The 23503-nt window shown below is 68.8% G+C and carries 24 protein-coding genes and 1 pseudogene; 13 read left to right on the top strand and 12 right to left on the bottom strand.

Translation table 11 applies throughout. The features are described from left to right. Positions 1-19 precede the first annotated feature (19 nt). Both QSK05_RS07445 and QSK05_RS07440 read left to right on the top strand, forming a co-directional pair. Entirely contained in the window at positions 20-571 is a 552-nt protein-coding gene (locus tag QSK05_RS07445; RefSeq protein WP_285595319.1) for an RNA polymerase sigma factor, read from the top strand. A 131-nt stretch (positions 572-702) separates the two neighbouring features. Next, positions 703-1182 carry a hypothetical protein gene (locus tag QSK05_RS07440; protein WP_285595317.1) on the top strand — a complete coding sequence of 160 codons (480 nt, stop codon included), beginning with the start codon at positions 703-705 and terminating at the stop codon, positions 1180-1182. On the opposite strand, the gene QSK05_RS07435 is transcribed toward QSK05_RS07440, so the two are convergent. From QSK05_RS07435 to QSK05_RS07420, 4 genes are all read right to left on the bottom strand, one after another. Next, positions 1153-2124 (bottom strand): threonine ammonia-lyase, encoded by a 972-nt coding sequence (locus QSK05_RS07435; protein ID WP_285595315.1) that lies wholly within the window; start codon positions 2122-2124, stop codon positions 1153-1155. The genes QSK05_RS07440 and QSK05_RS07435 overlap by 30 nt on opposite strands. A gap of 35 nt (positions 2125-2159) precedes the next feature. Then, positions 2160-2444: a winged helix-turn-helix domain-containing protein gene (locus QSK05_RS07430; protein ID WP_285595314.1), complete on the bottom strand. Its 285-nt coding sequence runs from the start codon at positions 2442-2444 to the stop codon at positions 2160-2162. 70 nt (positions 2445-2514) lie between these two features. Then, positions 2515-3633, bottom strand: a complete 1119-nt coding sequence (locus tag QSK05_RS07425) for a helix-turn-helix domain-containing protein (protein WP_285595313.1) — start codon at positions 3631-3633, stop codon at positions 2515-2517. Positions 3634-3737: 104 nt separating this feature from the next. Further along, positions 3738-4604 (bottom strand): VanW family protein, encoded by an 867-nt coding sequence (locus QSK05_RS07420; protein ID WP_285595311.1) that lies wholly within the window; start codon positions 4602-4604, stop codon positions 3738-3740. 273 nt (positions 4605-4877) lie between these two features. On the opposite strand from QSK05_RS07420, the gene QSK05_RS07415 reads away from it, so the two are divergent. Next, the gene (locus tag QSK05_RS07415) at positions 4878-6548 is read left to right on the top strand and encodes a methyl-accepting chemotaxis protein (RefSeq protein ID WP_285595309.1); all 1671 of its coding nucleotides are present in this window, start codon (positions 4878-4880) and stop codon (positions 6546-6548) included. A 94-nt stretch (positions 6549-6642) separates the two neighbouring features. Here QSK05_RS07415 and QSK05_RS07410 read toward each other — a convergent pair whose 3' ends face one another. Beyond that, positions 6643-7083, bottom strand: a complete 441-nt coding sequence (locus tag QSK05_RS07410; RefSeq protein WP_285595307.1) for a winged helix-turn-helix transcriptional regulator — start codon at positions 7081-7083, stop codon at positions 6643-6645. A gap of 119 nt (positions 7084-7202) precedes the next feature. On the opposite strand from QSK05_RS07410, the gene QSK05_RS07405 reads away from it, so the two are divergent. Then, positions 7203-8072 (top strand): aldo/keto reductase family oxidoreductase, encoded by an 870-nt coding sequence (locus QSK05_RS07405; RefSeq protein ID WP_352300376.1) that lies wholly within the window; start codon positions 7203-7205, stop codon positions 8070-8072. Between the two features lie 451 nt (positions 8073-8523). Here QSK05_RS07405 and QSK05_RS07400 read toward each other — a convergent pair whose 3' ends face one another. Beyond that, positions 8524-8946, bottom strand: coding sequence for a VOC family protein (locus QSK05_RS07400; RefSeq protein WP_285595303.1), 423 nt, complete (start codon positions 8944-8946; stop codon positions 8524-8526). A 94-nt stretch (positions 8947-9040) separates the two neighbouring features. Further along, complete coding sequence (locus QSK05_RS07395; protein ID WP_285595301.1) at positions 9041-10033, bottom strand: aldo/keto reductase; 993 nt, start codon at positions 10031-10033, stop codon at positions 9041-9043. A 126-nt stretch (positions 10034-10159) separates the two neighbouring features. On the opposite strand from QSK05_RS07395, the gene QSK05_RS07390 reads away from it, so the two are divergent. Then, positions 10160-11014 (top strand): helix-turn-helix domain-containing protein, encoded by an 855-nt coding sequence (locus QSK05_RS07390; RefSeq protein WP_285595299.1) that lies wholly within the window; start codon positions 10160-10162, stop codon positions 11012-11014. Beyond that, entirely contained in the window at positions 11011-11862 is an 852-nt protein-coding gene (locus QSK05_RS07385; RefSeq protein ID WP_352300372.1) for an SDR family NAD(P)-dependent oxidoreductase, read from the top strand. The genes QSK05_RS07390 and QSK05_RS07385 overlap by 4 nt, the downstream gene beginning before the upstream one ends. Here the strand turns inward: QSK05_RS07385 and QSK05_RS07380 are convergent. Together QSK05_RS07380 and QSK05_RS07375 are read right to left on the bottom strand one after the other, a co-directional pair. Then, positions 11834-11965: a hypothetical protein gene (locus QSK05_RS07380; protein WP_285595295.1), complete on the bottom strand. Its 132-nt coding sequence runs from the start codon at positions 11963-11965 to the stop codon at positions 11834-11836. The genes QSK05_RS07385 and QSK05_RS07380 overlap by 29 nt on opposite strands. After that, positions 11962-12141: an SDR family NAD(P)-dependent oxidoreductase gene (locus tag QSK05_RS07375; protein WP_285595293.1), complete on the bottom strand. Its 180-nt coding sequence runs from the start codon at positions 12139-12141 to the stop codon at positions 11962-11964. The genes QSK05_RS07380 and QSK05_RS07375 overlap by 4 nt, the downstream gene beginning before the upstream one ends. Before the next feature lie 133 nt (positions 12142-12274). On the opposite strand from QSK05_RS07375, the gene QSK05_RS07370 reads away from it, so the two are divergent. From QSK05_RS07370 to QSK05_RS07360, 3 genes are read left to right on the top strand one after another with little or no spacing between them, the layout of a single operon-like run. Next, positions 12275-12925 (top strand): type IV toxin-antitoxin system AbiEi family antitoxin domain-containing protein, encoded by a 651-nt coding sequence (locus tag QSK05_RS07370; RefSeq protein WP_285595290.1) that lies wholly within the window; start codon positions 12275-12277, stop codon positions 12923-12925. Beyond that, a complete protein-coding gene (locus QSK05_RS07365) occupies positions 12922-13086 on the top strand; it encodes a hypothetical protein (RefSeq protein WP_285595288.1) in 165 nt (54 codons plus the stop codon). Before QSK05_RS07370 ends, QSK05_RS07365 begins: the two co-directional genes overlap by 4 nt. Continuing rightward, a complete protein-coding gene (locus QSK05_RS07360) occupies positions 13083-13838 on the top strand; it encodes a nucleotidyl transferase AbiEii/AbiGii toxin family protein (RefSeq protein WP_285595286.1) in 756 nt (251 codons plus the stop codon). Before QSK05_RS07365 ends, QSK05_RS07360 begins: the two co-directional genes overlap by 4 nt. Before the next feature lie 92 nt (positions 13839-13930). On the opposite strand, the gene QSK05_RS07355 is transcribed toward QSK05_RS07360, so the two are convergent. Further along, complete coding sequence (locus QSK05_RS07355) at positions 13931-14662, bottom strand: SDR family oxidoreductase (protein WP_285595284.1); 732 nt, start codon at positions 14660-14662, stop codon at positions 13931-13933. A 78-nt stretch (positions 14663-14740) separates the two neighbouring features. Between QSK05_RS07355 and QSK05_RS36260 the strand changes: the two are divergent. The 4 genes and pseudogenes from QSK05_RS36260 to QSK05_RS07340 all read left to right on the top strand — a co-directional run. After that, positions 14741-14980: pseudogene (locus tag QSK05_RS36260) on the top strand (ATP-binding protein); the annotation flags it as partial. Positions 14981-15218: 238 nt separating this feature from the next. Next, positions 15219-17048 (top strand): hypothetical protein, encoded by a 1830-nt coding sequence (locus QSK05_RS07350; protein ID WP_285595282.1) that lies wholly within the window; start codon positions 15219-15221, stop codon positions 17046-17048. A gap of 93 nt (positions 17049-17141) precedes the next feature. After that, positions 17142-17918 carry an alpha/beta hydrolase gene (locus QSK05_RS07345; protein ID WP_285595280.1) on the top strand — a complete coding sequence of 259 codons (777 nt, stop codon included), beginning with the start codon at positions 17142-17144 and terminating at the stop codon, positions 17916-17918. A gap of 231 nt (positions 17919-18149) precedes the next feature. Then, complete coding sequence (locus QSK05_RS07340) at positions 18150-20447, top strand: Lsr2 family DNA-binding protein (RefSeq protein WP_285595278.1); 2298 nt, start codon at positions 18150-18152, stop codon at positions 20445-20447. Between the two features lie 68 nt (positions 20448-20515). Here the strand turns inward: QSK05_RS07340 and QSK05_RS07335 are convergent, their stop codons facing one another. Then, positions 20516-21988, bottom strand: coding sequence for an MFS transporter (locus QSK05_RS07335; RefSeq protein ID WP_285595276.1), 1473 nt, complete (start codon positions 21986-21988; stop codon positions 20516-20518). A gap of 233 nt (positions 21989-22221) precedes the next feature. Next, positions 22222-23469 (bottom strand): family 1 glycosylhydrolase, encoded by a 1248-nt coding sequence (locus QSK05_RS07330; protein ID WP_285595274.1) that lies wholly within the window; start codon positions 23467-23469, stop codon positions 22222-22224. Between the last annotated feature and the right edge of the window lie 34 nt (positions 23470-23503).

The following is a 23503-nucleotide window of genomic DNA, read 5'->3' as shown; positions in this document are numbered from 1 at the left end:
TGGGGGCGTGGAGGACGTGATGCCTGACGAGCGGCTGTCTCGATCGGCGCGTTTTGAGAGCCTGGCGCCCGGGCTGATCGAGCCGTTGCGCCGGTTCCTGGTACGGCGCACCGACCCCGCGACGGCCGACGACGTGCTGGCCGAGACCCTGCTGACCCTCTGGCGCCGGCTCGACGAGGTGCCCGGTGAGCCACTGCCCTGGACCTACGGGGTGGCCCGTAACTGCCTGGCCAACGCCGAGCGCACCCGGCGGCGGCAAGACCGGCTGGTGGCCCGGATCGCGACGATCGACCGCCCGGCCGACGTGACCGGGACGGCCGACGTGACCGGGACGGCCGGGGCGACCGAATCGTCCCCTGATCTGACCGCCGTGCTGGCCCGGCTGCGTCCACCGGATGCCGAACTGCTGCGGCTGTGGGCCTGGGAAGAGCTGACCCCGGCCCAGATCGCCCAGGTGCTGGGCATCTCGGCCAATGCGGCCACCATCCGGCTGCACCGGGCGCGCGAACGGCTGCGGGTGGAGCTTCAGCGAACGGGTGCGGACGAAGCGAAGGGAAGGGGACAGCGGTGACCGACGACCCCTGGGCGCAGCTGAGGGCCCAGCTACGTGACGCCGACCCGGCGGCCGCTCTCGCGCCGCTCCCCGATGATGACGTTTCCCACCTTGTGAGACAGGCAGTGGGACAGACAGTGAGGCAGAGCATGGACGCCCGACCGAGCCGGAGTTTCTGGGACCGCAAGGCCCGGCCGATCGCCGCCGCCGCACTGTTGGCCGCGGCCGCCGCCGGTCTCTTCGCCGGTCTCGGGACCGGCACCGGCCAGGATCCGGTGACACCCCCCTCGACAGAACGGGTCACGATGGACATGAGCGGAGCGGCCGCCAAGTGCGCACCCCCCACCGCCGAGCTGCTGCGGACGGCCGATCTGGCGGTCGAGGGCATGGTGCGCAGCGTCAGCGACGGTATCGTCACGATGGATGTGTCCCAGGTCTGGACGGGTGACCCGGTCGACGTCCTCGAGGTGGCCCAGACCAGCGGCGCCACGGAAGTCCTGCTCGGCGGAACATCTTTCGAGGTCGGCCAGACCTACCTGGTGGCGGTGCAGGACGGCCGGGTGCGGCAGTGCGGCTACAGCGGTGTCACGTCCCCGGAACTACGGGCGCTGTTCGACGAGGCCTTCTGACGTCCAGCGGCGGTAGGCGTCCATGTCCACGTTGCTACCGCACACGACCGTCACCACCTGCCGCCCGGCGAAGCGCTCGCGGTCTTCGAGGATCGCCGCGACACCGAGCGCGGCCGAGGGCTCGGCGACCAGACCGGCGTGCTCGAGGAACATCCGCATCGCGGCGATGATGGACGACTCCCGCACCAGGACGGCGTCGTCGGCCACCAGGAGCAGATCATCCAGGACGTCGGGGATGGGGAAGCGCCCGGCGACCCCGTCGGCGATGGTGTCGGTCGAGTCGGTGGTGACCACGCGCCGTTCGTGCCACGAGCGGGTCAGCGCCGGAGCGCCCAGGGGCTGAACGCAGATCACCTCGACCTCGGGCGCCAGGTCCTTCAGCACATGACCCACCCCGGTGGCCAGAGCCCCACCGCCCAGGGCGAGCAGAACAGTGTCGAACTCGGCGGCCCGGTCGGCCAGTTCGAGGCCGATGGTGGCGGCGCCCTCGCAGGTCTCGACGTCCAGGCTGTCTTCGAGCAGCCGGATGCCGTCCCTCCGGGCGATGGACACGGCCCGCTCGCGGGCCGCCTCGAAGTCACCGTCGACCAGTTCGAGCGTGGCGCCCAGGGCCCGGATCCGGTCGAGCTTGTAGGTGGAGGCGAGGTGCGAGGCCACCACGGTGACCGGCAGTCCCCGTCGGCGGCCGGACCAGGCCAGGGCCTGACCAAGGTTCCCCGCGCTGGCACACACGACCGCACCCGACAGCCGGCTCGTCACCCATTCGGTTCCGCGCCCTTTGAAGCTCCTCACCGGATTGGCTGTTTCGAGTTTGATGCGTACCCCGCACCCGAGTTCGGCCGCCAGGGCCTCGCAGCGGTACAGCGGCGTGTCGAGGAAGACCGGGTCGATCACCTGCCGGGCCGCCCGGATCCGGGCGGTGTCGAGACGTGTCTGCGGCACGTCGGGCAGCGTAGTGCGGTTACTGAGTAGTGCGGTTACTGAGTGGCTCGGCGCAGGTGCGCCTCGACGCCGGCCTGGAGGGTGTCCCAGTCGAGGCCGCTGCTGGGGCCGTTGTCGGTGACGAAGTAGCCGCCATGGGGCCCGATCTCTGCCCAGCCCTGCTCGACGAGCCAGCGCAGGGCCTCGCGGACGGTCTCGGGCGGATGTCCCTCCTGCTCGAGGTCGCCCGGCCGGGGAAGGCGTTGGCCGGGCGGGTACTGGCCCGCCAGGATGCGTGCCGCGATCCGGTCGGCGAGGGAGCGGTACGGGGAGAGGGGCACCTTTCCCATGATTCCCTAGAGGCACGGGGATTCCTTCACCCCTAGGGGTGTGAGTCGCCGCCCGGCGGGTTCACGGCTCCGGCGCCCACTGCCGGTTGTCGTAGTCGAACCAGTAGTGCGGCCGGTCGTCGGCGCCGGTGGTGCGGAACGGTTTTCCGTGGTCGTCGATGCGCAGCGTGCCGTGCCGGCGGCCGGACGACCAGTCGAGCTCCAGGTACCAGCTCACGTCGTGGGTCAGGGCCTGGGCCGCGACCTGGAGCTCCTCCGGGTCGTTCTCGCTGACCTTCAGCGGGAGGTGGTGCTTCGACGGTGATTTCGGGTCGGGATGGGGCTGGTCCAGGTCCACGTCGAAGATTGTCGTGTCGACCGGGCCACCGCATCCGGTGCCCAGTTCGTACACGTTGCCCGTGGTCGGCGGGGCCTGGCTGGACACGGTGCGCACGTGCAGGGCCTCCAGTACCACGGTGCGGTCGTCGGTGCCCTGCACCATCACCGACATTTCGTGGTTGCGGGTCGTGATCCCGTCGAGAGCGCTGACCCAGGCCGGGGTGTCCTGGAGATCGACGGTGGGCGGCACCTGGTTCGGTGGCCGGTCCACCAGGATGTCCCGGCCGCAGAGGGTGTACGGCGTGACGGTCACGGTCAGGGGTGCGGGAACCGCACTGCTTGAGGACGACGCCCCGCCTCCGGAGGCAACCGCCTCCTGTCGGGTGGGCTGGGAGGGGAGAGGTGATTCCCAGGGCTGGTGCGCGTCCCCCATCTGGTAGGCGACGGTCAGCGGAACCAGCACGGCGAGCGCCAGGCCGGCGAGGAGCACGGGGTGCCGGCGCCACCGGGGGCGGACGGGTGAAGGCCCGGCCTCCGGTGCGCGTTCCGGTTCCGGTTCCGGGAGCGGCGCTGCCTCAACCGGTGGCACGCGGACGACCGCCGGTTGCTGTTCCCGCCGTACCCGCTGCTCGCCGGCCACGACCCACCGGCGGTGCAGCTCGGTCAGTTCGTCCGGAGTGACCTTGCAGAGCTTCGCGAACCGTTCGAGGGGCGCGTATTCCAGCGGCACCGTCTCGCCGTTGCAGTAGCGATGCAGGGTCGAGGTGCTCAGGTGCAGACGCCGGGCGAGCACCCCGTAGCTGAGACCGGAGCGATCCTTCAGCTCCAGGAGCAAGGCGGCCAGGCCGTCCTGCTCTTCCATCGTTCCTCCGGACAGTTCGACATCCCGGAACGTTTTCTCCCGGGATGTCGCATCCTGTCCTGCCGGTCCTGGCCGAGTCCAGCCGGTTCACCATCCTGACCGGGTCACAGCCGTCCGCCGGGTGTGCGGTCGTCGTAGGCCATCGTGGGGTCGTACATCACCCGGGCGCGGTTGACCTTCAGCAGCTCCTCACCCACGTGATTGCCGCTGCGCCGGTCCACGACCCGCCGCCAGACCTGGTTGCTGCGCCACCAGATGCCCTCGTGCTGCTCGAACCGTTCGTCCCGGGCCTCCACGTGATAGCTGTGGGCCGGCATCGCCGTGGACAGCAGCGCCCCTTCGAGGTGGGTCTCGCCGACCCGGATCCGCAGCTGGTAGGGCACCTCGGTGTCGTTACGCACCTGGAGGTCGATGTAGTTGTAGAAGATCGAGCAGCCCGTGCCCCAGGGAATCACCCGGCCGGAGTCGGGGAACGGGTCGAAGCTGTGCTCCGAGCGCTCCACCACCGTCAGTGGACTGTGCAGCACCATCCAGTGCAGCAGGTTCGCGGCCTGGCAGATGCCACCGCCCACATCGGGCTTCACCTCCCCGCCGGAGAGGAACATCCCGACCACATACCCCTTCTTCTCCGTGGCCCGGCCGACCAGCCGGGCGAACGAGAAGGTCTCACCCGGCCTGATCACCAGGCCGTCCAGCTGCGCGACGGCGATCCGCAGGTTCGTCACCTTGTTGTGCTGGAGCCACATGTCGGCATCGCCGAGCTGACGCAGCAGCAGAGACCGGTGCTTCTTCACGGTGACCGGAAGCGGCTCGGTGCCGAACGTCCGGGCGAACGTCTGCCCGCCGGTGAGCCATTGCCAGTGCCGGCGCATCCGGAAGTACGTCACGGCCACCGGGCGGATCCGCGGCCAGCGCTCGCTCATCCGGATCGGCGCCACTCTCGTGGTGGTCTCGGTGGTCTCGGCAGTCATCAGGGGGTCCTTCCGGTGGGGGAGCCGCCACCATCGGCTCCGCGTCGTCCCACCGTCCAGGGCCCGGTCCGAACCTGGGACGGCGGAACGTTCCACCCATTCCCACCTGCGGCGATGCAACGGCCCGGAACGCGGGTCGCGGCAAGCGGACGATCATTTCCCTCGGACACTCAGTTGAAGATTGAAGGTGCCGATGACCGTTCCAGTCGGCGTCGATGCCGAGATCAAGTAGTGGTCCGGCGCCGATACTCGGCTCGTCATAGGAGGCGCAGGTTGTCCACATTCACCACGGCACCGGTTGAAGGTCACTCCCCGGGAGGCCGTGGGTTCTCGCCCGGCCGGTGGTTCGGGGACCTGCAGCTGCGGACCAAGATTCTCGCCCTGGTCGGGGTGGCCCTGATCCTGACTTTGGCGGTCGGTTTCATCGGCTCGACGGCCGTGACGAACGTGCAGGACGAGGCCCGCGTCGCCGGTGTGGACACCGCCAACCAGGTGAATCTGGCGAAGGACGCAACTACCTACCAGGCCCGGTACCGGCGGTTCGTCCTGCAGATGGGGCTCGCCTACACGCAGGAGAACACCGACGCGGCCAAAGCCGGCATGGAGAAGAACGCCGCCGGCGTCGTCACGGCGCTGAACACGCTGAACGACCAGGATCCCACCCCCGCCCAGCAACAGCTGATCAACGACATCCTGGACCTGACGAAGCAGCTCGACACGATCTACCAGGCTCAGATCGCGCCGCTGTCCGAGAGCACGGATCTCCTTTCCGGGGCTCAATACCGCAAGCTCGGCGATCTCGTGAACGGAGAGTTCGGCACCGCTGCCGACGAGGCGCTCGCCCAGACCACCAGCCTCGCGGCGAACTACGGCGACGAGATGAAGGCAGCCGTGGCCCACGGGCAGGCCACCGCGAAATCCGCCACACGTAACGTCCTGATCTGCGCTGGTCTCGGAGCCCTGCTGCTGGTGTCGTTCGGCTACTGGATGGCCCGCCGGATCGTCGGTTCCGTGGCCCTGATCCGCGACGCCGTCGACGCCCTCGCCACCGGCGACCTGACCCACAGCGTCACGGTCGACAGCCGCGACGAGATCGGCCAGATGGCCCGCTCGCTCAACACCGCACAGGTGTCGTTACGCCAGGCCATGCAGGAGATCACCAGCACCTCCACCACGCTGGCCGGTAGCGCCGAGGAACTGTCGGCCGTCTCCGCGCAGCTCGCCGTCAACGCCGACGCTGCCACCGCCCAGGCGACCGCCCTGGGCGCCACCTCGGCGCAGGTGTCCAGCAACGTGCAGACCGTCGCAGCCGGCACCGAGGAGATGTCGGCCAGCATCCGCGAGATCGCGCAGTCGTCCTCCGAGGCGGTGCGCGTGGCCGGGTCCGCCGTGTCCAAGGCCGCCATGGCCGGCGAGACCGTCGGCAAACTGGGTGCGTCGAGCATCGAGATCGGCAACGTGGTCAAGGTGATCACGTCGATCGCCGAGCAGACCAACCTGCTCGCCCTGAACGCGACGATCGAGGCCGCCCGGGCCGGTGAGGCCGGTAAGGGCTTCGCCGTCGTCGCCGAGGAGGTCAAGCAACTGGCCCACGAGACCGCCCGGGCCACCGAGGACATCTCCAGCCGGGTCAACGCGATCCAGAGCGACACCCAGGACGCGGTCACCGCCATTCACCACATCACCGAGATCATCGAAGACATCAATGCCTTCCAGACCACCATCGCCTCGGCGGTGGAGGAACAGACCGCCACCACGAACGAGATCTCCCGCACGGTCAGCGAGGCCGCCGGTGGATCGGCCCGCATCGCCGATGACGTCCGCGCGGTCGCCGAGGCCACCGTGTCGTCCGGTCACAGCATCGCCGACGCCCGGCAGGCCGCCTCGGAACTGGCGAACATGTCCACGAACCTGCAGAACCTGATGGGGCGCTTCAAGTCCTGACCTCACCTCAATGGCGGGTTCGGGGTGTTCGGGGACAGGTCTACGGCCTGTCCCCGAACGCATCGGCGGGCGAGCTCGTCGTTTCTTACCTCTCTTACTTCGCGTGGTCGTACGACTCACGGTTGGCGACCACATCGTCCATGTGCACCTCAGCCCAGCGCTTCAGACCCCGGATCATCTGCTGCAACGACAGGCCGAGCTCCGTCAGCTCGTAGGAGACCGTGACCGGCACGGTCGGTGTCACGGTGCGCGTCACCAGACCGTCGCGCTCCAGATTGCGCAGCGTCTGGGTGAGCATCTTCTGGCTGACACCCGCCAGCGTGCGCGACAGTTCCGAGTACCGCATCACCCGCGACCCACCCCCGCAGGCGTCACCCGGATCGTGCCAGCCGTTGTTGGCCAGCGCACTCAGCACCAGCGTGACCCACTTGTCGGAGATCCGGTCCAGCAGCTTCTGACTGGGGCAGGTCGCCAGGAAGGCGTCGTACTCGGCCTTGGCATCCGCCTTCTTCTGAGCCGCCGTCGTCGTGGCCATCGCACTACTCCTCACGAACTCCGGGGTGACCTACGCACCCTCAAGTGCCTACTTCCCGACAGGAAGTTACCTACCCATAGTGAAGCAGGCATCTGACAGGCACCACGAAAGCCAGAGGTATGAACATGTCCCCCACTTCACTTCCCGGCGGCACCTGGACCCTGGGCGACCTCACCGTCACCCGTTTCGGCTACGGCGCCATGCAACTCACCGGACCCTGGGTCATGGGACCGCCCGCCGACCACGACGGCGCGCTCGCCGTGCTGCGCGAGGTCGTCGAGGCAGGCATCACCCACATCGACACCGCCGACGCCTACGGACCGCACATCACCAACAGCCTGATCCGCGAGGCCCTGCACCCCTACGCCGATTTCCTGCACATCGTCACCAAGGTCGGCGCCGACCGCGACGAGAAGGGCGGCTGGCCCCCGGCCCGAAAGCCCGACCAGCTGCGCAAGGCCGTGCACGACAACCTCGACCGGCTCGGCCTGGAAACCCTCGACCTCGTCAACCTCCGGCTCGGCAACGCCGAGGGCACCCTGCCCGGCTCCATCGCCGAGCCCTTCGAGACCCTCGTCGAACTCCAGCAGCAGGGCCTGATCCGGCACCTCGGCATCAGCAACGCCCGGCCCGAACAGGTGGCGCAGGCCCAGTCGATCGCCCCCATCGTCTGCGTGCAGAACATGTACAACCTCGCCTACCGCCAGGACGACGAACTGATCGACCGGCTCGCCGCCGAGAACATCGCCTACGTGCCCTTCTTCCCGCTCGGCGGCTTCAGCCCCCTGCAGTCGGAAGCCCTCTCGGCCGTGGCCACCCGCCTCGACGCGACGCCCATGTCCGTCGCCCTGGCCTGGCTGCTGCAGCGTTCGCCGAACATCCTGCTGATCCCCGGCACCAAGTCGGTGGCCCACCTGCACGAGAACATCTCCGGCGCGGGACTTTCGTTCACCGCCGACGACCTGGCCGAGCTGGACAAGATCGGCTGACCGGACGGGTGCCGACTCGCCGGGCGGCCGTCGGCTGACGAGTTGTGCGCCGGCTTGCGGGAGATACGTCGGCTTGCGGGAGATACGTGGGCTGACGGGACGTGCGTCGGCTTCGAGGACGTGCGTCGGCGACGTTCCTCCCATGATCTGTCCAGGGCACCCCGAGCAATGTGTACACCTGGTACATCCGGTACCGGATGTACCAGGTGTACACGTCGTGAGCGCTCCGATTCTCACGACCACATCGTCGAGGCCTCCTTGAGGACGCGGTGGTCCCGGTCCGCCGTCCCGGTCGAGTGGGCGGGGAGGCGCCTTCGTGCCTGATGCTGGAGGTGATGGCTCTGACGCGGGAGGCGATGGCGGCCCGGGGCCGGTGAAATGGGCGGGCGCCCAGGCAACCTCCGGTGACGGCGAGCCAGTCGTCAGGGGTATGAGAGAGCAGGGGGCACGGTCAGCCCTGGTACGCCACGGTGATGTCGAACACCCAGGTCACGCCGAACCGGTCGGTGAGCATCCCGTACAGCGGCGCCCAGGCGGAGGGCTCCAGCGGAGCCTTGATCGTGGCGTCCTGGGCCAGGGCGTCCCAGTGGCGGCGCAGCTCGTCCTCGTCGGTGCCCCGGATCGACACGAACAGCGGGTCGATGCCGGCGTCGTACGGCCGGGCCGCGGGCACGTCGAAAGCCATGACGTGGAAGCCGTCCTCGGACTGCACTTGGCCCCAGCCGATCAGGTCGGCCTCCTGCGGGTCGGTCGTGCCGTACGACTGGGCGTGGGTGACCAGAACCAGCTGGCCCCCGAAGACGGACCGGTAGAACTCCAGCGCCTCCCGGGCCTGGCCGCGGAAGTTCAGGTGCACGGTGGTGGTGACGCTCACGGGATCTCCTCAGATGCTCGTTCCGGCCGGTCGTCCCGGCCGATGACGAGACCATCGCAGGGGTAGCGGTCACGTTCTGGCCTCTACTCGCTCATCAGCGGTGCAGCACACCCTCCTGGGCGTACATCGCCAGGCGCGGCCCTGTGACCGGCACGTCGCCGAGCGCGGCGTCGATCTGGTCGAGGGTCTCGGGGGTGAGCTCGATGCCCGAGGCCGCGGCGTTGGCGTGCACCTGCTCGGGGCGGGAGGCGCCGATGATCACGGCGGACAGCTCGGACCTGCGCAGGGCCCAGGCCAGGGCCATCTCGGGCAGGCTCAGCCCGGCCTCGTGAGCCACGGGCACCAGTCTCTGCACCGCCTCCAGGGCCTGCTCGCTCCAGACGATGTCCTGGGCGAAACTCATCGACTCGCTGGCGAACCGGGAACCGGCGGGCACCGGGCGTCCCGGAAGGTATTTGCCCGTGAGAAGCCCCTGGGCCAGGGGCGACCAGACGATCTGCCCGATCCCCGCCGCTTCGCACACGCCGAACACCTCGGCCTCGGGGGAGCGCCACAGCATCGAGTACTGCGGCTGCGACGACACGAACAGCTCGGGACCGGCCAGGTCGATCGCCGCCCGGATCTGTGCGGGCGTCCATTCGCTGAAACCCAGGTAACGGGCCTTGCCCTGCTGCACCACGAGTTGCAGGGCCTCGACGGTCTCCTCGATCGGCACGCTCGTGTCGAAGCGATGTGCCTGGTACAGATCCACGTGGTCGGTGCGCAAACGGCTCAGCGACGCGTCGATCTGCCGGGCGATCTGCGCCCCCGACAGCCCCGCATCGGTGTCGGACATCCGTCCCCACACCTTCGTGGCCAGCACGTACGAGTCCCGGGGGTGCTTCGACAGGATCTCGCCCCAGGTCTCTTCGGCCGCACCGCGTCCGTACATGTTGGCGGTATCGAAAAATGTTATGCCGGCGTCGAACGCGGCCTCGGTCGTGGCGACCACCCGGTCCTTCTCGATGCCACCCGCGAAGGTCAGCCACGACCCCAGGGCAACCTCGGAGACCTCCAGCGCGGAGTCACCCAGTCGGCGGTACTTCATGGCGCACGTCCTCTCGTCGATCGGTCCGATTCACGCTAGGAGCGACCCCGGGAAGGAAGAAGGCCGTGCCCGGGCGCACCCTGACAGGGCCAGGCAACTTCGGCCCGGGCCACCTACGCTGACTGCGTGGACGACAACCGACTCGGCGAGTTCCTGCGGGCCCGGCGCGAGCAGGTCGACCCGGGGGCGGTCGGGCTGCCCCGCGCCGGCCGGCGTCGCACACCCGGCCTGCGGCGCGACGAACTGGCCTTCCTGGCCGGCGTGAGCAGCTACTACTACGCGCGCCTGGAACAGGGCCGCGACCGCAACCCCTCCTCCGCCGTGCTCGACGCCCTCGCCCGCGTGCTCCAGCTCGACGAACAGGCGTCCCTCCATCTCCACGGCCTGACCGGCCCCGTGCCGTCCCGGCGGCGCCGGGTGAAGCCGGAGACCATCTCCCCGGAGCTGGGGTCGATGATGGACGGGTGGACGAGCCACGCGGCGGTGATCGTCGGTCGCTTTCGCGACGTGCTCGCCGCCACCCAGCTGGCCACCCTGCTGAACCCGGGATTCGCCGTCGGGCAGAACCTGCTGCGCAGCACCTTCCTCGATCCCGGCGCCCGCGATGTCTACCCCGACTGGGAGACCGTGGCCGCCGGATCGGTCGCCGGCCTGCGCGCCAGCGCCGGTCTCGACCTGGACGACCCCCGCCTCACCGCCCTGGTCGGCGAGCTCTCCCTCAAGAGCGACGACTTCCGCCGGCTGTGGGCCCGCCACGACGTCCACGAGAAAACCTCCGGCACGAAGCGTTTCGGCAACCCCATGGTCGGCCCCCTGGACCTGTCCTACGTCAGCTTCACCGTCAACGGAGCCGAGGGGCAGTCCCTGCACGTCTTCTTCCCCAGCCCGGGCAGTCCGGCCGAGCAGGCACTCGCCCTGCTGTCGACCCTGTCGACGCCTGCGGTTACCTCGGCGCCGCGTGCCCAGGAAAAGAAAGCATGACAGGCCTTTTCGGGAGGCAACAGAGGACGAGGTTCCCGAGCGGCCAGGTGGCCGCGGTCACGGGGGCGGCATCGGGTATCGGCCGGGCGATCGCCCTGCGCCTGGCCGCTTCCGGCGTCGCTCTCACCCTCGCCGATACCGACGGGCCCGGCCTGAACGCGGTGGCCGCCGAGATCCGTTCCGCCGGAGGAAAGGTGGAGCATCGCACGGTTGATGTACGTCGGGCCGCCGAGGTGAACGCGTGGGCGGACGAATCCGTTGCGTCGTTCGGCACGGTGACCATGGTCTGGAACGTCGCCGGTATCATCAACGCCGGCAGCGTGGTCGACTCCACCGTCGAAGACCTCGCATTGCTGATGGACGTCGACTTCTGGGGCGTCGTCCACGTCACCAAAGCCTTCCTCCCGCACCTCATCGGCGCCGGAGGAGGGCACGTCGTCAATGTCTCCAGCGCCTTCGGCCTGATCAGCGCACCCGGTTACAGCGGGTACAACGCCGCGAAAGCCGCCGTCCGCGGCTGGAGCGACGCACTGCGCCAGGAAATGCATTCCACCGGAACGGGAGTGGCTGTGACCGCGGTCTATCCGGGCGGGATCCGCACCCCGATCATGCGGAACGCCACCAGCGCGGCCGGTCCCGACGACGCCCGACGCCGACGGGAGTTCTTCGACCGGCATGTGGCCCGCACCGACCCGGACCGGGCGGCCGACACCATCATTCGGGCGGTGGCCGCCCGGCGCAGCCGCGTACTGGTGGGCCCGGACGCCTATGTCGCCGACGCCCTGGCCCGGCTCACCGCCACAGGGTACGAGCACCTGATCAGAAAGCCGCCCCGACCGCGTTGGTGAGCGAACCCATGCTGCTACTCACGTTCGCGATGCGCCCGACCGTGGCCTTCTGTACGAGCGGCAGGAAGACCTGGATGACGCGCAGGGTGCCGTAGAAGTTCACGTCGAAGATCTGCTGAATCGTCTCAGCCCGGGCCGCAGCCTCGCCCCGCCCTTGATCCCGGCACCCAGCCAGACCGTGAACCCCCGCTGGGCGAGCTGGCGAGCGGTCTCGAACCCGATGCCCTTGTTGCCGCCCGTGACGAGCGCTGTCTGCTGCGTGCTGTTCTTGGCATCCATGCAGCCCGTGTAATCGTACGATTCATAAGGATAGATTCACAATTTCTTACATATCGTCCAGGATCATGCAAGGTTTTTGTGCAGCTCTGGAGAGTACGCGCGGGCCTAAGCGTTGACAGGATAAGCTTCCTGTATGCGCTTAGGTCACAACGTCGAGGGCGGGGCTGATGGTGGGCGTCAGCAAGCTCAAGCGTCCGGTGAATGGCGCCGGGTGCTGGGCACATTGCCTGCAACGTTCACCTATGCCCAGGCGCGATCGGGAGGGCTGAGCAAGCGTGGTCTGTCTCGCTTGCGCGAGGCCGGCCAGATCGAGGCGCTGGGCCGGGGCCTGTACCGGCAGGCCGGTGGTGAAATGGCTGACCTCGGGCTGATCGCCATTGCGGTGAAAGCCCCATTGGCGACGTTGTGCTTGAGTACGGCGCTGGTCCGGCACGGACTGTCAGACGCGATTCCGGCTGCGCCGGATGTGGCTCTGCCTCGGGGGGTCAGATCACCGGTTGTATATTCCCCAGTGGCCTGGCACCACTTCGACCGAGCAACGTTTGATGTGGGGCGGGAAATGATATCTGTCGATGCGACGACGTCTATCGGCTTGTACAGCGCTGAGCGCAGCATCGTTGATGCGTTTCGGCTACGCGGCACCGAGGGGCCGGAATTGGGGTACGAGGCGCTACGCCGATGGGTGCGTCGAGCGGATGCCCAACCACAGAAGTTGTTGGTCGTAGCCGGTAATTGGCCAAGGGTCCTGCCCTCAGTCCGTCATGCTCTGGAGGTGCTGTTATGACTGGACCGACCCGCGCCAGTGTCGCCGGGCGCGCCTACCTGGATCTGCAGAATCTGGGGCGCCGCGAGAAACGTTCCACCGAAGAGCTCATGGCGCTGTATGCGCTGGAAGGTTTCCTTGCTCGAATCGCCGCGTCGAAGCGGGCTGATGATTGGTGTTGAAGGGCGGTGCGTTGCTGGCTGCCTACGGTGCTCGTCGGCCGACCCGGGATGTGGATCTCCGCGCGGACAGGATCGGGAATGACACCGAGACCGTTCTCGATCTGATCCGTGAGATCGCCGAGATCGAGATCGACGATGGACTGCACTACGACGCAACCGGCGCCGAGGCGGAGCTGATTCGAGACGAAGATCAGTACGCGGGGGTCCGGGTGACGATGGGGTGCGCGCTGGCAACGGCCCGGTTGCGCTTTCACGTCGATGTGAACGTCGGTGATCCGGTGTGGCCGAAGCCTGGTCTGGTGGAGGTCCCACGCCTGCTGGGTGGTGTGATCATGGTGACGGGGTATCCGTTGAGCATGGTCCTGGCTGAAAAGGTCGTGACCGCGCTGCAACGGGGAACGGTGAATACCCGGTGGCGCGACTTCGCAGACATCTACCTGCTCACGGGGAGCCGGGAAGTGGACGGGGCCGAATTCACGCGGTCGATGCAGATCGTTGCCGAGTATCGTTCTGTGGAAGTGGAATCGCTGAGCCGGGTCCTGGCTGGGTACGGGGCGCTGGGGCAGGTTCGCTGGGCGGCCTGGGTGAGGAAACAAAGACTCGACGACCGGTTACCCCGTGACTTCGCTTCGGTGGTGGACGCGGTCGTGCGGTTCTCTGATCCTGCTTTGGGTTCCGAAGTTATTGATAAGAAATGGAACCCCAGCGAACAGGTCTGGTCGGCACAGATCTGGCGAGGGACGTCGCCGTAGGCCCCGGCGTCCATGTCGCCGACGCCCTGGCCCGGCTCACCGCCACCGGGTACGAGCACCTGATCAGAAAGCCGCCCCGATCGCGGTGAGCACTACCAGCCCACCGTGCCGTTGACGTCGAAGAAGCGGCCGCTAGGGCCGTCGTCCGGCAGTGTGGCGGCGTGCACGACGACCTTCGCCCCCTGCGAGGGATGCTGCGTGCCCTGATGGCCGTTCAGGTCGGTGGAGTTGTACCCCGGGCACACCGAGTTCACTTTGACCGAAGATCCGGCGAGTTCGTTGCCGAGCCAGCCGGTGAGCGCGTTGAGCAAGGATTTCGACGAGGAGTAGCCGAAGGCCGGCATCTGCCCCCATGGCTGGGTGGGGTCGGTGATGGTGGTGAGTGACCCCATGCTGCTGCTCACGTTCATGATGCGCCCGGCCCGGGCCTTCTGCACGAGTGGCAGGAAGGCCTGGGTGACCCGCAGGGTGCCGTAGAAATTCACGTCGAAGATCTGCTGGATCGTCTCCGCCCGGACCGTGCTGACATGGCCTTCGCCCTCACCGACCACGATGCCCGCGTTGTTGATCAGGACATCGAGCGCTCCGCTGGTGTCGCCGATGTGCGCGGCGGCGGCCCGGACGCTCGCCTCATCGGTCACGTCGAGGCGGACGAACCGAACGTCCCCGTCCGGAGCCAGTTCCCGGACCGCAGCCTCGCCCCGCCCCTGATCCCGGCACCCCAGCCAGACCGTAAACCCCTGCTGGGCGAGCTGGCGAGCGGTCTCGAACCCGATGCCCTTGTTGCCGCCCGTGACGAGCGCTGTCTGCTGCGTGCTGTTCATGACACCTATGCTGCGACCCCGGACCGGTACGATCCATAACGCGGAATCCAGATTTCCTTACGCATCGTCCGAAGCCTTATGGGTCTCCTGCGAACGGGTTCGTGGGTGATCGGGCGGTTTCTCCAGCCTCTGGCCACTGCACCGGACATTAGGCTGGGTGGAGTGGACCTGATCGGACGTCGTGACGAGCTGGCTGCCGTGGCGCGGGTGGTCGACGGGGTGGCGCGGGGGAGGGGCGGGCGGTTGTTCCTGGTCGGGCCGCCGGGGGCCGGGAAGACGGCTCTGCTCGACGCGGCGGCTGAAATGGCTCGGGACAGGGGGGTTCGTGTCTTCCGCGACGAGGTGGGTGACGAGCCCGGCCTGGTTCTGATCGATCATGGCGACGAGGCCGAGCCTCAGCCGCCTCCGGAACTCGGCGCTGCGACCGGGGTGCTGGTGGCCTCCCGGTATTCGGTCAAGGCCGGGCCGGAGCTACCCGTCGGGGGGCCTGGGTGCGCAAGACCTGGCCCGGCTGGCACCCGGGCTGACGGCGGAGGCCGTACATGCCATCCGGCTGGTGTCCGGGGGCCTTCCCGGGATCGCGATCGGCTTGCTCGACGAGTTGAGCGCACTCGACGAATCCACCGATGCCCTCGTGCATCTGGCTCTCACCGCGCCGTCGCGGTCGGGGTTCCTCGAGCTCGACTTCGGGCTGATCCGGCTGCTGGAGTCGGCGACCGAGCGTCCGCTGTCGGCCACCGAGCGCGCCCGTATTCTGGCCCGGCTCGCCCGCGAGCAGCTCAGCGATCCGTCCAGCGGCGCGCGGCGGCGGGAGCTGATCGACGAGGCGCTGGGTCTGGCCCGCGCCAGCGGTGACCCTGGCCCGATCGCCGAGGTGCTCGACAGCCGCCTGCATGCTCTCTGGAACCCGATCGCGGCGCAGGAACGGCTGAGCTGCGGCTCCGAGATCGTCGACCAGGCCCGCCGGGCCGGCGACGACCAGCTGGAGCTGCGCGGACTGTTCTGGCGTTTCACCGCTCTGGCCGAGCTGGGTGACCTGGATTCGGCGCAGGCCGCGTTGACCGCCTACGGCCGCGCCGCCGAGCTGGCCGGGAACGCCGAGGCCGCGGTGGTGGTGACGTCCCGGCGGGCCATGCTGGCCGTCGTCCGCGGACGCTTCGACGAGGCCGCGACCCTCACCGCCGAGGTCGCCGTCCGGGGTCGTCAGATGGGTCTGAGCGACACCGACAGCCTGGTCGGCACCCTGCGCTACAGCGTGTTCGCCCTGCGCGGTGACGGCGCCGACGTGGTCGAGCCTTTGCGGGAACAGGCGCGGCGGCGACCGGGGCACTTCTTCGAGGCCGGCGTGGCCTGGGCCCTGGCCGAGGCCGGTCGTGACGTCGAGGCCGGTCTGGAGCTGGATCGCCTGCTGCCGGCGGTGCTGAACGGTTCCGGTCCGCGCTGGCTGGGGGCGGTGGCCGACCTGGCCCACGTGGCCTCCCGCGTCGGTGATCAGGACCAGGCCGAAACGCTCTACCAGGTGCTGCTTCCGTATCAAGGACGGCTGGTGGTCTGGGGCGGGGCCAACACGATCACCGGAACGGTCGACGAGCAACTGGGCGGCCTGGCCGCTCGCCTCGGTCGCACCTCGGCCGCCGTCGATCACCTGACCAGCGCGATCGAGCTGCAGCAGCGCATCGGGGCGTTGCCCTGGCTCGCGCACACCCTGCCGGTACGGGCCCGGGCGCTGTCTGCCCGTGGCCGGGACGGCGACGCGGCGGCGGCCCGCGCCGATCTGGAGCGGGCCCGGTCGACCGCGCAGAGACTGGGGCTGACGCGCGTCCTCAAACATCTGAAGCCGACCGACAACGAATGGCGACTGACGCGGGACGGCGACACCTGGCTGCTCGAGGCCGGAGGCGAGAGCGCCCGGCTGCGGGACGGGCGGGGGCTGCACTATCTGCGGGCGCTGCTGTCGGCGCCCGGTCAGGAGATCGCGGCGCTGGACCTGGTCGCCGGTGGTTCCGGGATCCGCGTGCCTGATGGAGATCCGGTACTGGACGAGACGGCCCGCAAGGTCTTCCAGAGACATCTGCAGTCGATCGACGAGCAGCTCGAGAGCGCTGACCGGGCCGGCGACCAGGACCGCGCCGCCGCGTTGCACCACGAACGGGCTGCCGTCCTGAGCGAGTTGAGGAGCGCTACCGGCGTGGGCGGAGGCTCTCGCCGGGTCACGACCGAGACCGAACGCGCCCGGGTGAACGCCACCCGCACCCTGTGGGCCACGGTCGAGCGGGTGGAGGTGCTGGCGCCTCTCGCCGGAGCCCATCTCAGGGCGTCCCTGCGCACGGGCCGGTACCTGCGCTACGCGGCGGCGCCGGGTGGCCCGGCCCGTTGGAACACCTGAGCCCTCGTTCTGTACGAGATGTACGGCCCGGATTTACGCCTCCTGATCGACGCCGATCGACGCTGAATGAACGCATTCACGAAGGAGACGAACATGCTTGCCGCAGATCTGTACGGGACGTCCGACCATCGCCCCCCGCTGGTGCTCCTGCACGGCCTCACCTACGACCGGCGGCAGTGGGAGCCGACGCTGAAGGAGCTCGCCCAGATCGATCCCGGTCGCCGGGTCCTGGTGGTCGACGCCCCCGGCCACGGTGAGTCGCCCACCCCGGATTCCTTCGCCTCGGCCACTCTCACGGCTCTCCTGCACGAGACGATTGAAGACGCGGGTCTCGTCGATCCGGTGGTCGTCGGGCACTCGATGGGTGGGGTGCTGGCCACCCGCTACGCCACCACCCATCCCACCCGCGGCGTCATCAATATTGATCAGCCGCTCCTGGTCGGGCCTTTCGCCGAGTTTCTGCGCTCGGTCGAGCCGACCCTGCGGGGCCCCGACTATCTACAGGTGTGGAACTCCCTGCTGGCCGGTATGCACATCGACCTCTTGCCCGCGTCGGCGCAGGAGATGGTGCGCACGCAGACCACCCCGCGGCAAGACCTGATCCTCGGCTACTGGCAGGAGCTCCTGGGATCCGACGTACCGGCCGAGCTGAACGCCGGGATGCGCCGCGACCTGGAGACCCTGCGCGCCGCCTCGGTCGGCTACCACTTCATCAGCGGCAGTGACCCGGCGCCGGAATACCTGAGCTGGCTGGAAGCGATTCGGCCCGATGTCGTGGTGACGGTTTGGCCGGACAGCGGCCATTTTCCGCACCTGGCGCATCCCGCCCGCCTGGCCGCGCTGCTCGCCGCCCCGCGGTCCGGGGAATGACGACCCCGTGAATCGTGGCTTTCCCGAGACCTTCCCCGAACCCCTTTAGGCACAGGATGACCTGCTAAAACGTGGTATCACAGGATGCAACTACGGCGTTTTTACCGCGATCCGGAGAGCATCATGGGTTTTCTTGACAGATTTCGTATACGCCGCGCAGGTCAGCCTGCACGCTCCGTCGAACCGGGAGCCTCCGACAGCGGGACGCCGACCGATCAGCCCAGGTTCGCGGTGATCGCTGTCAAAACGTCCGGTTCGAGCACGAATCGGCACCGCATCGTGGAGATGGCGGTCGTCACCACCGATCTCTGGGGCCAGGTCGTCGACGAGTGGGAGACCCGGTTCGACACCGAGGCTCCGGCCTTCGCCGACGTCGTTCCCGACCTGAACCAGCGGCTGGCCGGTGCGGCGATCGTCGCGCACAACGCGGAGTACGACCTGGCCTTCGTGCGGGCCGAGTACCGGCGTGCGGGATGGAAGCTGCCGCAGGTGCCGACCCTGAGCACCCTGGAGGCGTCGGCCTACTACCTGCCTTCTCTGCGGCGTCGTCGCCTGGCCGACGTCTCGGCGGCCCTGGACACCGCAGCGGTCAGCGACGGGTCCACGCCGGGGTCCACGCTGGAAGACGCCCGTGCCACCGCGGTGCTGCTGGCCGAGTTCATCAGCCCCAAGCCCGGAAAACCGCCGCTGCCCGCTCATCTCGACGGCCTTCCGGACCGCGCGCAGAAGGTAACCTGGCCGGACGGGCCCACCCTGGAGCCGCAGCACACCACGCCGACCGAGGCCGGCCCGGACACGACTCCGGACACGACTTCGGACTCGACCCCGGGCCTCACGCTGGTCGAGCGCTTCTCTCTGCTCGACGCGCTGGACGAGGGTGCGCCCGCCGGCACCTTCGCTTATCTGGAAAAGCTCGCGCAGGTGCTGGAAGACGGATCGGTCACCACCCAGGAGACCTCTGACCTGGCCCGGGTCGCCTCCGCCGAGGAGCTCACATCTGACGATGTCGCGCGGGCGAACGAGGCCTTCGTGCGGGCACTGACCTACGCCGCGCTCGACGACGGCACGGTCTCCACCGACGAGCACACCGAACTTCTGACCGTCACCGACCTTCTCGGGGTGGGCCGGCCGCTGGTCGAGGATATCGTCGCCACCGCCGAGAAGGCCCGCCGGGCGCGTGAGGCGGCCGGCCATCAAGACCTGCCCGAGAACTGGGCCCTCGGTGAACCCCTGCGCGTCGGCGACCGGGTCGTCTTCACCGGCTGCGACCCCGAGACCCGTGAGCAGCTGGAGACCAGGTCGCAGGGTCTGGGCGTCCGCGTCGTCGGCACGGTCTCGGAGACCACCGCCCTGCTGATCTCAGACGACTCGGTCGACGGAACCCGTGCCGCCCGAGCCCGTGAGCTGGGCACCCGCACCGTGACCCCCGACGAATACGCCCTCCTGCTCGACCATCTCCAGCCCGCCGCCTCCCGCGAGCCCGCTACCGAGCCGACGCTGACGACGCCGGAGGCTCCGGCGCCGAAGGCAGCGACTTCCGAGTCGGAGATCGCGGCCACGGAGGCTGTCGCCGCCGAGCCCGTGGCTGCGGAGCCCGAGCCCGAGCCCAAGCCCAAGCCCAAGCCCGTGGTCGAGCCCGAGCCCGAGCCCGTGGTCGCCGACGCCGAGTCGGCTGTCGTGGCCGAAGAACCGGTGCTCGAGCACGAGAAGCCCGAGGTTTCCGAGCCGGAGCCGACCGCCGTGGCCGGGGAAACCGTGGTCACGGAGCCGGTGGCTCCCGGTGGTGCACCGGTGCTGGAGGACGCGGAAACTACGGTTCCCGAGACAGAGTCGGTTATCGCGGTGGCCGAGGACGAGAAGCCTGCGGTTCCGGAGCCGAAGACGACGGTTGTTGTCGAGGAACCGGCGGCTCCTGAAGCGTCTGTTGTCGAGCCGGCGCTGGATCCCGCACCGGCTGCTGAGCCGGTGGAACCGAAGGTGACTGACGAGGAGTCGTCAGTTGGCGCGTCCACCATGGTGGCTTCTGAGGTGACGGCCCCGGCCCGTAAGCCGCGGGCGCCGCGTAAGCCGCGGGCGTCGATCCCGAAGATCGACGGGCCGAACGCTGCTGCCGTGGAACCCGTTGCCGTGGAACCCGTTGCCGTGAAACCCGTTGCGGTGGAGCCCGAGGCTGTTCCCGAGCCCGGGGTAGTGACCGAGGTGGCCCCGGCGCCGAAGGCGGTGACGAAGCCCCGGGCCTCCAGGGCCAAGGCTGCTCCCAAGCCCGAGGTCGTGGAACCGCAGCTCACGCTCGTGGAGGAACAGCTCGACGTCGTGGTTGCGAAGAAGGCGGCTCCGAGGAAGACGGCGGCCTCGCGCGCGAAGGCCGCCCCGAATCCCGTGACGGACTCAGCGGAAGCCCCGGTCGCCCCGCCGAAGACGGCCGAGGTGCGGGCCTGGGCGAGGGCGAACGGTCATCCGGTCTCGGTGCGGGGGGCGCTGCCCAAGGAGCTGATCGCGGCCTACCTGGAGGCCCATTCCAGCCACTGAACCCCTTTCGTGATCATGCAAAACCTCCCCGGGGAGGTTTTGCATGATCACGAATGAAGTGGCTCAGGTCAGACCGGCTCCTCGACCGAGTGGGAGTTGGTGAGTGTGAGCGCGCCGCCTCCTGCCACCAGGCCGACGATCACGGCCACGACCGCGTAAGTGATGCGTTCGCCGTGGAAGAACGAGGCCACGAGGTCGGCGCTCCAGGTGCCGGCGGGCAGCTGCGTGGTGACCAGGGCGGCGATCAGGGTTCCGATCAGCGACGTTCCGATGCTCGAGCCGACTTCCTGAGCGGTGTCGTTGAGGGCCGCGCCGATCGAGGTGCGGTTGGCCGGCATGGCGTCGACGAGCGCGATGGCGCAGATGGTCATGACGGTGCGCAGGCCGATGGTCATCGCGACCATGCAGACCGCGATGGCCAGGTAGCCGTGGTCGACGCCCCAGGAGAGCCCGGCCAGTGAGCCGGACAGGAAGACCGCGCCGACCAGGCAGGCGATGCGGTGGCCGTACTGCTTGGCGAGCCACTCGGACAGAGGGGTCGCGCCGAGCATGGTCACGATGATCGGCAGGTTCGCCAGGCCGGCGCGGACGGGGCTCCAGCCGTAGGCGTACTGGAAGTGCAGGATCAGCCCGAACATGATGCTGGCCATGGCGATCGACGTACCGATCTGGGCGATGGCCGCACCCCGGACGGTGCCGTTCGAGAACAGCTTCAGGTCGAGCATGGGGGCCGGTGTGCGGCGCTCGTGCCACACGAAGCCGATACCGGCGGCGATGGCTCCGATGATCGAGCCGAGGGTGACGGCAGAGGTCCAGCCGTGCTCGACCCCGCTGGTCAGCGTGTAGCAGGCGAGCCCGATGGTGGTGACGCTGAGCAGGGCACCGGGCAGGTCGAGCTTGTCCTGGGTGAGGTCTTCGGGGCGGTCGGCCGGAACCCCGAGCCGGACCCCGATGCAGGCGATCAGCGCGATCGGGGCGTTGACGATCAGCAGCCACTGCCATTCGAAGTGGGCCAGCGCCGTGCCACCCAGCAGCGGGCCCAGCACGAACCCGGACATACCGACGATGATCATGATGGTCATGGCCCGCATGCGCAGGGTCTTGTCGTCGAACAGCCGGAAGACCAGCGAGTTGGTGATGGGTGCCATGGCCGCGGCGGCGATGCCGAGCAGGGCCCGCAGGGTGATGAGCTGCCCGGCATTCGTGACGAAGATGACGCCCAGGCTCAGCAGCCCGAACACCGAGAGACCGACCAGGAGCACACGGCGCCGTCCGAGCCGGTCGGCCATCGAGCCGGCGGTGAGCAGCAGACCGCCGAAGGTCAGGGAGTAGGCGCCGGTGACCCACTGCAGCGCGGTGGTGCCGCTGCCGAGGTCTCGGCCGATGGTCGGAAGGGCGATCGACAGCAGCGTGTTGTCGACCATCTCGACGAAGAAGGCCAGGCAGAGGGCGGCCAGAGGGATCCAGGCGGCACCCAACGATGTGTAGGTGTGCGACGACTGGCCCGTGGGGGTGGTGATCTCAGGCGGTGTGGTGGTCACGGTCGCCCCTTTCGTGGCGAACGCTGCTTCTGCCCGCCCGGCTCTTCGGTGAACCGGGCCCGGCAGAAGGTAGACGTTCGAGAATCGGCAGATGCTGCGCAGTCCTGAGGTGCAGGTGCGCTCGACATCGAGGATCGCCACGAGGGCTGTCAGCCCGCGCACGGGCCGCTGTCAGTGTCTGTCGAGGTCTGTCGAGGGCCTGTCGACGTCTGTCAGGGCCGACGCCTGAAGGATCAGTCCCGTTCCACCCGGCGTTGGGCAATGCTCTCGGCGAGAACTCCGGCACTGGGCTTCGGCGTCCGCTCGCCGGTGGCTCTGTCGACCGTGTGCAGCCCGAGCTGATAGCCGTATCCGAAGACCCACTCGAAGTTGTCCAGCAGCGTCCAGTGCAGGTACCCGAGCACGGGCACCCCCTCGGCGATCACCTCGTCGAGGCCGGCCAGAGCGGCCGGGATGAACTGGGCCCGCACCTGGTCGTCGTCGCTGGCGACCCCGTGTTCGGAGATCAGGACGGGCAGCGCGGTGGCTCCGTACACGTACCGCACGCTCCCGGCCAGCGACTCGGGTACCACCGGCGTTCCCATCTGGTTCAGCGTGCTGCCGTTCGGGCTGTGGACCACCCCGCTGTGGTCATGGCCGATCTGCTCGTAGTTCTGCACGCCGATGAAGTCATCATCGGCGACGACCTCGAACCAGCGCCCGTAGCAGTCGCTGCGCTTACGGTCACGCAGTTCCTCACCGGCGAGGTCGAAGGCGAGGTCGTCCGTCACGGCCAGGGAAAGGCCCACCTGAGCACCGGGCGCGGCTGCCCGCACGGCTTCGCGGGCAGCGACGTGGCCCAGCGCGAGACCATCCTCGATGGCCTTGCGCTCCTCCGGCACGACGACGTTGGACGCCCGGAAGGCACGCACCCCGGCAGCTTCGGAGGCTGCCTGCAACGTCTTGCGCTGGAGGTCCACGACGAAGTCGGGCAGACCCGCCCACATCAGGGTGGCCGGCAGATTCGGCTCGTTCAGGGTGACGACCGTCGCCACCCGGTCGCCCAGGCGCTCCAACACACGGGAGCAGTGCTCGGCGAAGCGGGCCGGGGCATCGGCCCACAGCCAGCCGCTCTGACGGGCGAACCACTGCGGCGAGGTGAAATGGTTCAGGGTCACGATCGGTGCCAGACCCCGGCTCAGACACCCGTCCACCATGGCGTCGTAGTGGTCCAGGCCCGCGGGATCAATCTGCCCGAGCTCCGGCTCGATACGCGCCCATTCGGTCGAGAACCGATAAGCGTTCATCCCCATGGCGGCCACCAGGTCCAGGTCCCGGGGCCACAGCTCCCAGCTGCGGCAGGCCGCGCCGGCCGGCTCGGCGAAGACCGTCGGGGTGACGTGCTCCAGATAGGTGGTGTCACTGGCGTCGTCGCCACCGTCGACCTGGTGCCCGGCAGTGGAGGCGCCCCAGAGGAATGTTCGGGGATAGCGGATGGGCATGATGCTCCTTCAGCGAATGTATTTGGGAGGAAAG

The organism is Kineosporia sp. NBRC 101731, from assembly GCF_030269305.1.
In the GTDB taxonomy this organism is placed as follows: domain Bacteria; phylum Actinomycetota; class Actinomycetes; order Actinomycetales; family Kineosporiaceae; genus Kineosporia.
The sequence above is the reverse complement of the archived record's forward strand: the minus strand, read 5'-3'. Positions and strand labels throughout refer to the sequence as shown.

Bases quoted from the DNA above. Each gene is read 5' to 3' on its own strand.
- QSK05_RS07330 (WP_285595274.1), bottom strand. From the start codon at position 23,469: ATGCCCATCCGCTATCCCCGAACATTCCTCTGGGGCGCCTCCACTGCC.
- QSK05_RS07425 (WP_285595313.1), bottom strand. From the start codon at position 3,633: ATGGAAGAGCAGGACGGCCTGGCCGCCTTGCTCCTGGAGCTGAAGGAT.
- QSK05_RS07445 (WP_285595319.1), top strand. From the start codon at position 20: ATGCCTGACGAGCGGCTGTCTCGATCGGCGCGTTTTGAGAGCCTGGCG.
- QSK05_RS07385 (WP_352300372.1), top strand. From the start codon at position 11,011: ATGACAGGCCTTTTCGGGAGGCAACAGAGGACGAGGTTCCCGAGCGGC.
- QSK05_RS07395 (WP_285595301.1), bottom strand. From the start codon at position 10,033: ATGAAGTACCGCCGACTGGGTGACTCCGCGCTGGAGGTCTCCGAGGTT.
- QSK05_RS07370 (WP_285595290.1), top strand. From the start codon at position 12,275: ATGCGCTTAGGTCACAACGTCGAGGGCGGGGCTGATGGTGGGCGTCAG.
- QSK05_RS07440 (WP_285595317.1), top strand. From the start codon at position 703: ATGGACGCCCGACCGAGCCGGAGTTTCTGGGACCGCAAGGCCCGGCCG.
- QSK05_RS07375 (WP_285595293.1), bottom strand. From the start codon at position 12,141: ATGGATGCCAAGAACAGCACGCAGCAGACAGCGCTCGTCACGGGCGGC.
- QSK05_RS07405 (WP_352300376.1), top strand. From the start codon at position 7,203: ATGAACATGTCCCCCACTTCACTTCCCGGCGGCACCTGGACCCTGGGC.
- QSK05_RS07355 (WP_285595284.1), bottom strand. From the start codon at position 14,662: ATGAACAGCACGCAGCAGACAGCGCTCGTCACGGGCGGCAACAAGGGC.
- QSK05_RS07410 (WP_285595307.1), bottom strand. From the start codon at position 7,083: ATGGCCACGACGACGGCGGCTCAGAAGAAGGCGGATGCCAAGGCCGAG.
- QSK05_RS07345 (WP_285595280.1), top strand. From the start codon at position 17,142: ATGCTTGCCGCAGATCTGTACGGGACGTCCGACCATCGCCCCCCGCTG.
- QSK05_RS07420 (WP_285595311.1), bottom strand. From the start codon at position 4,604: ATGACTGCCGAGACCACCGAGACCACCACGAGAGTGGCGCCGATCCGG.
- QSK05_RS07365 (WP_285595288.1), top strand. From the start codon at position 12,922: ATGACTGGACCGACCCGCGCCAGTGTCGCCGGGCGCGCCTACCTGGAT.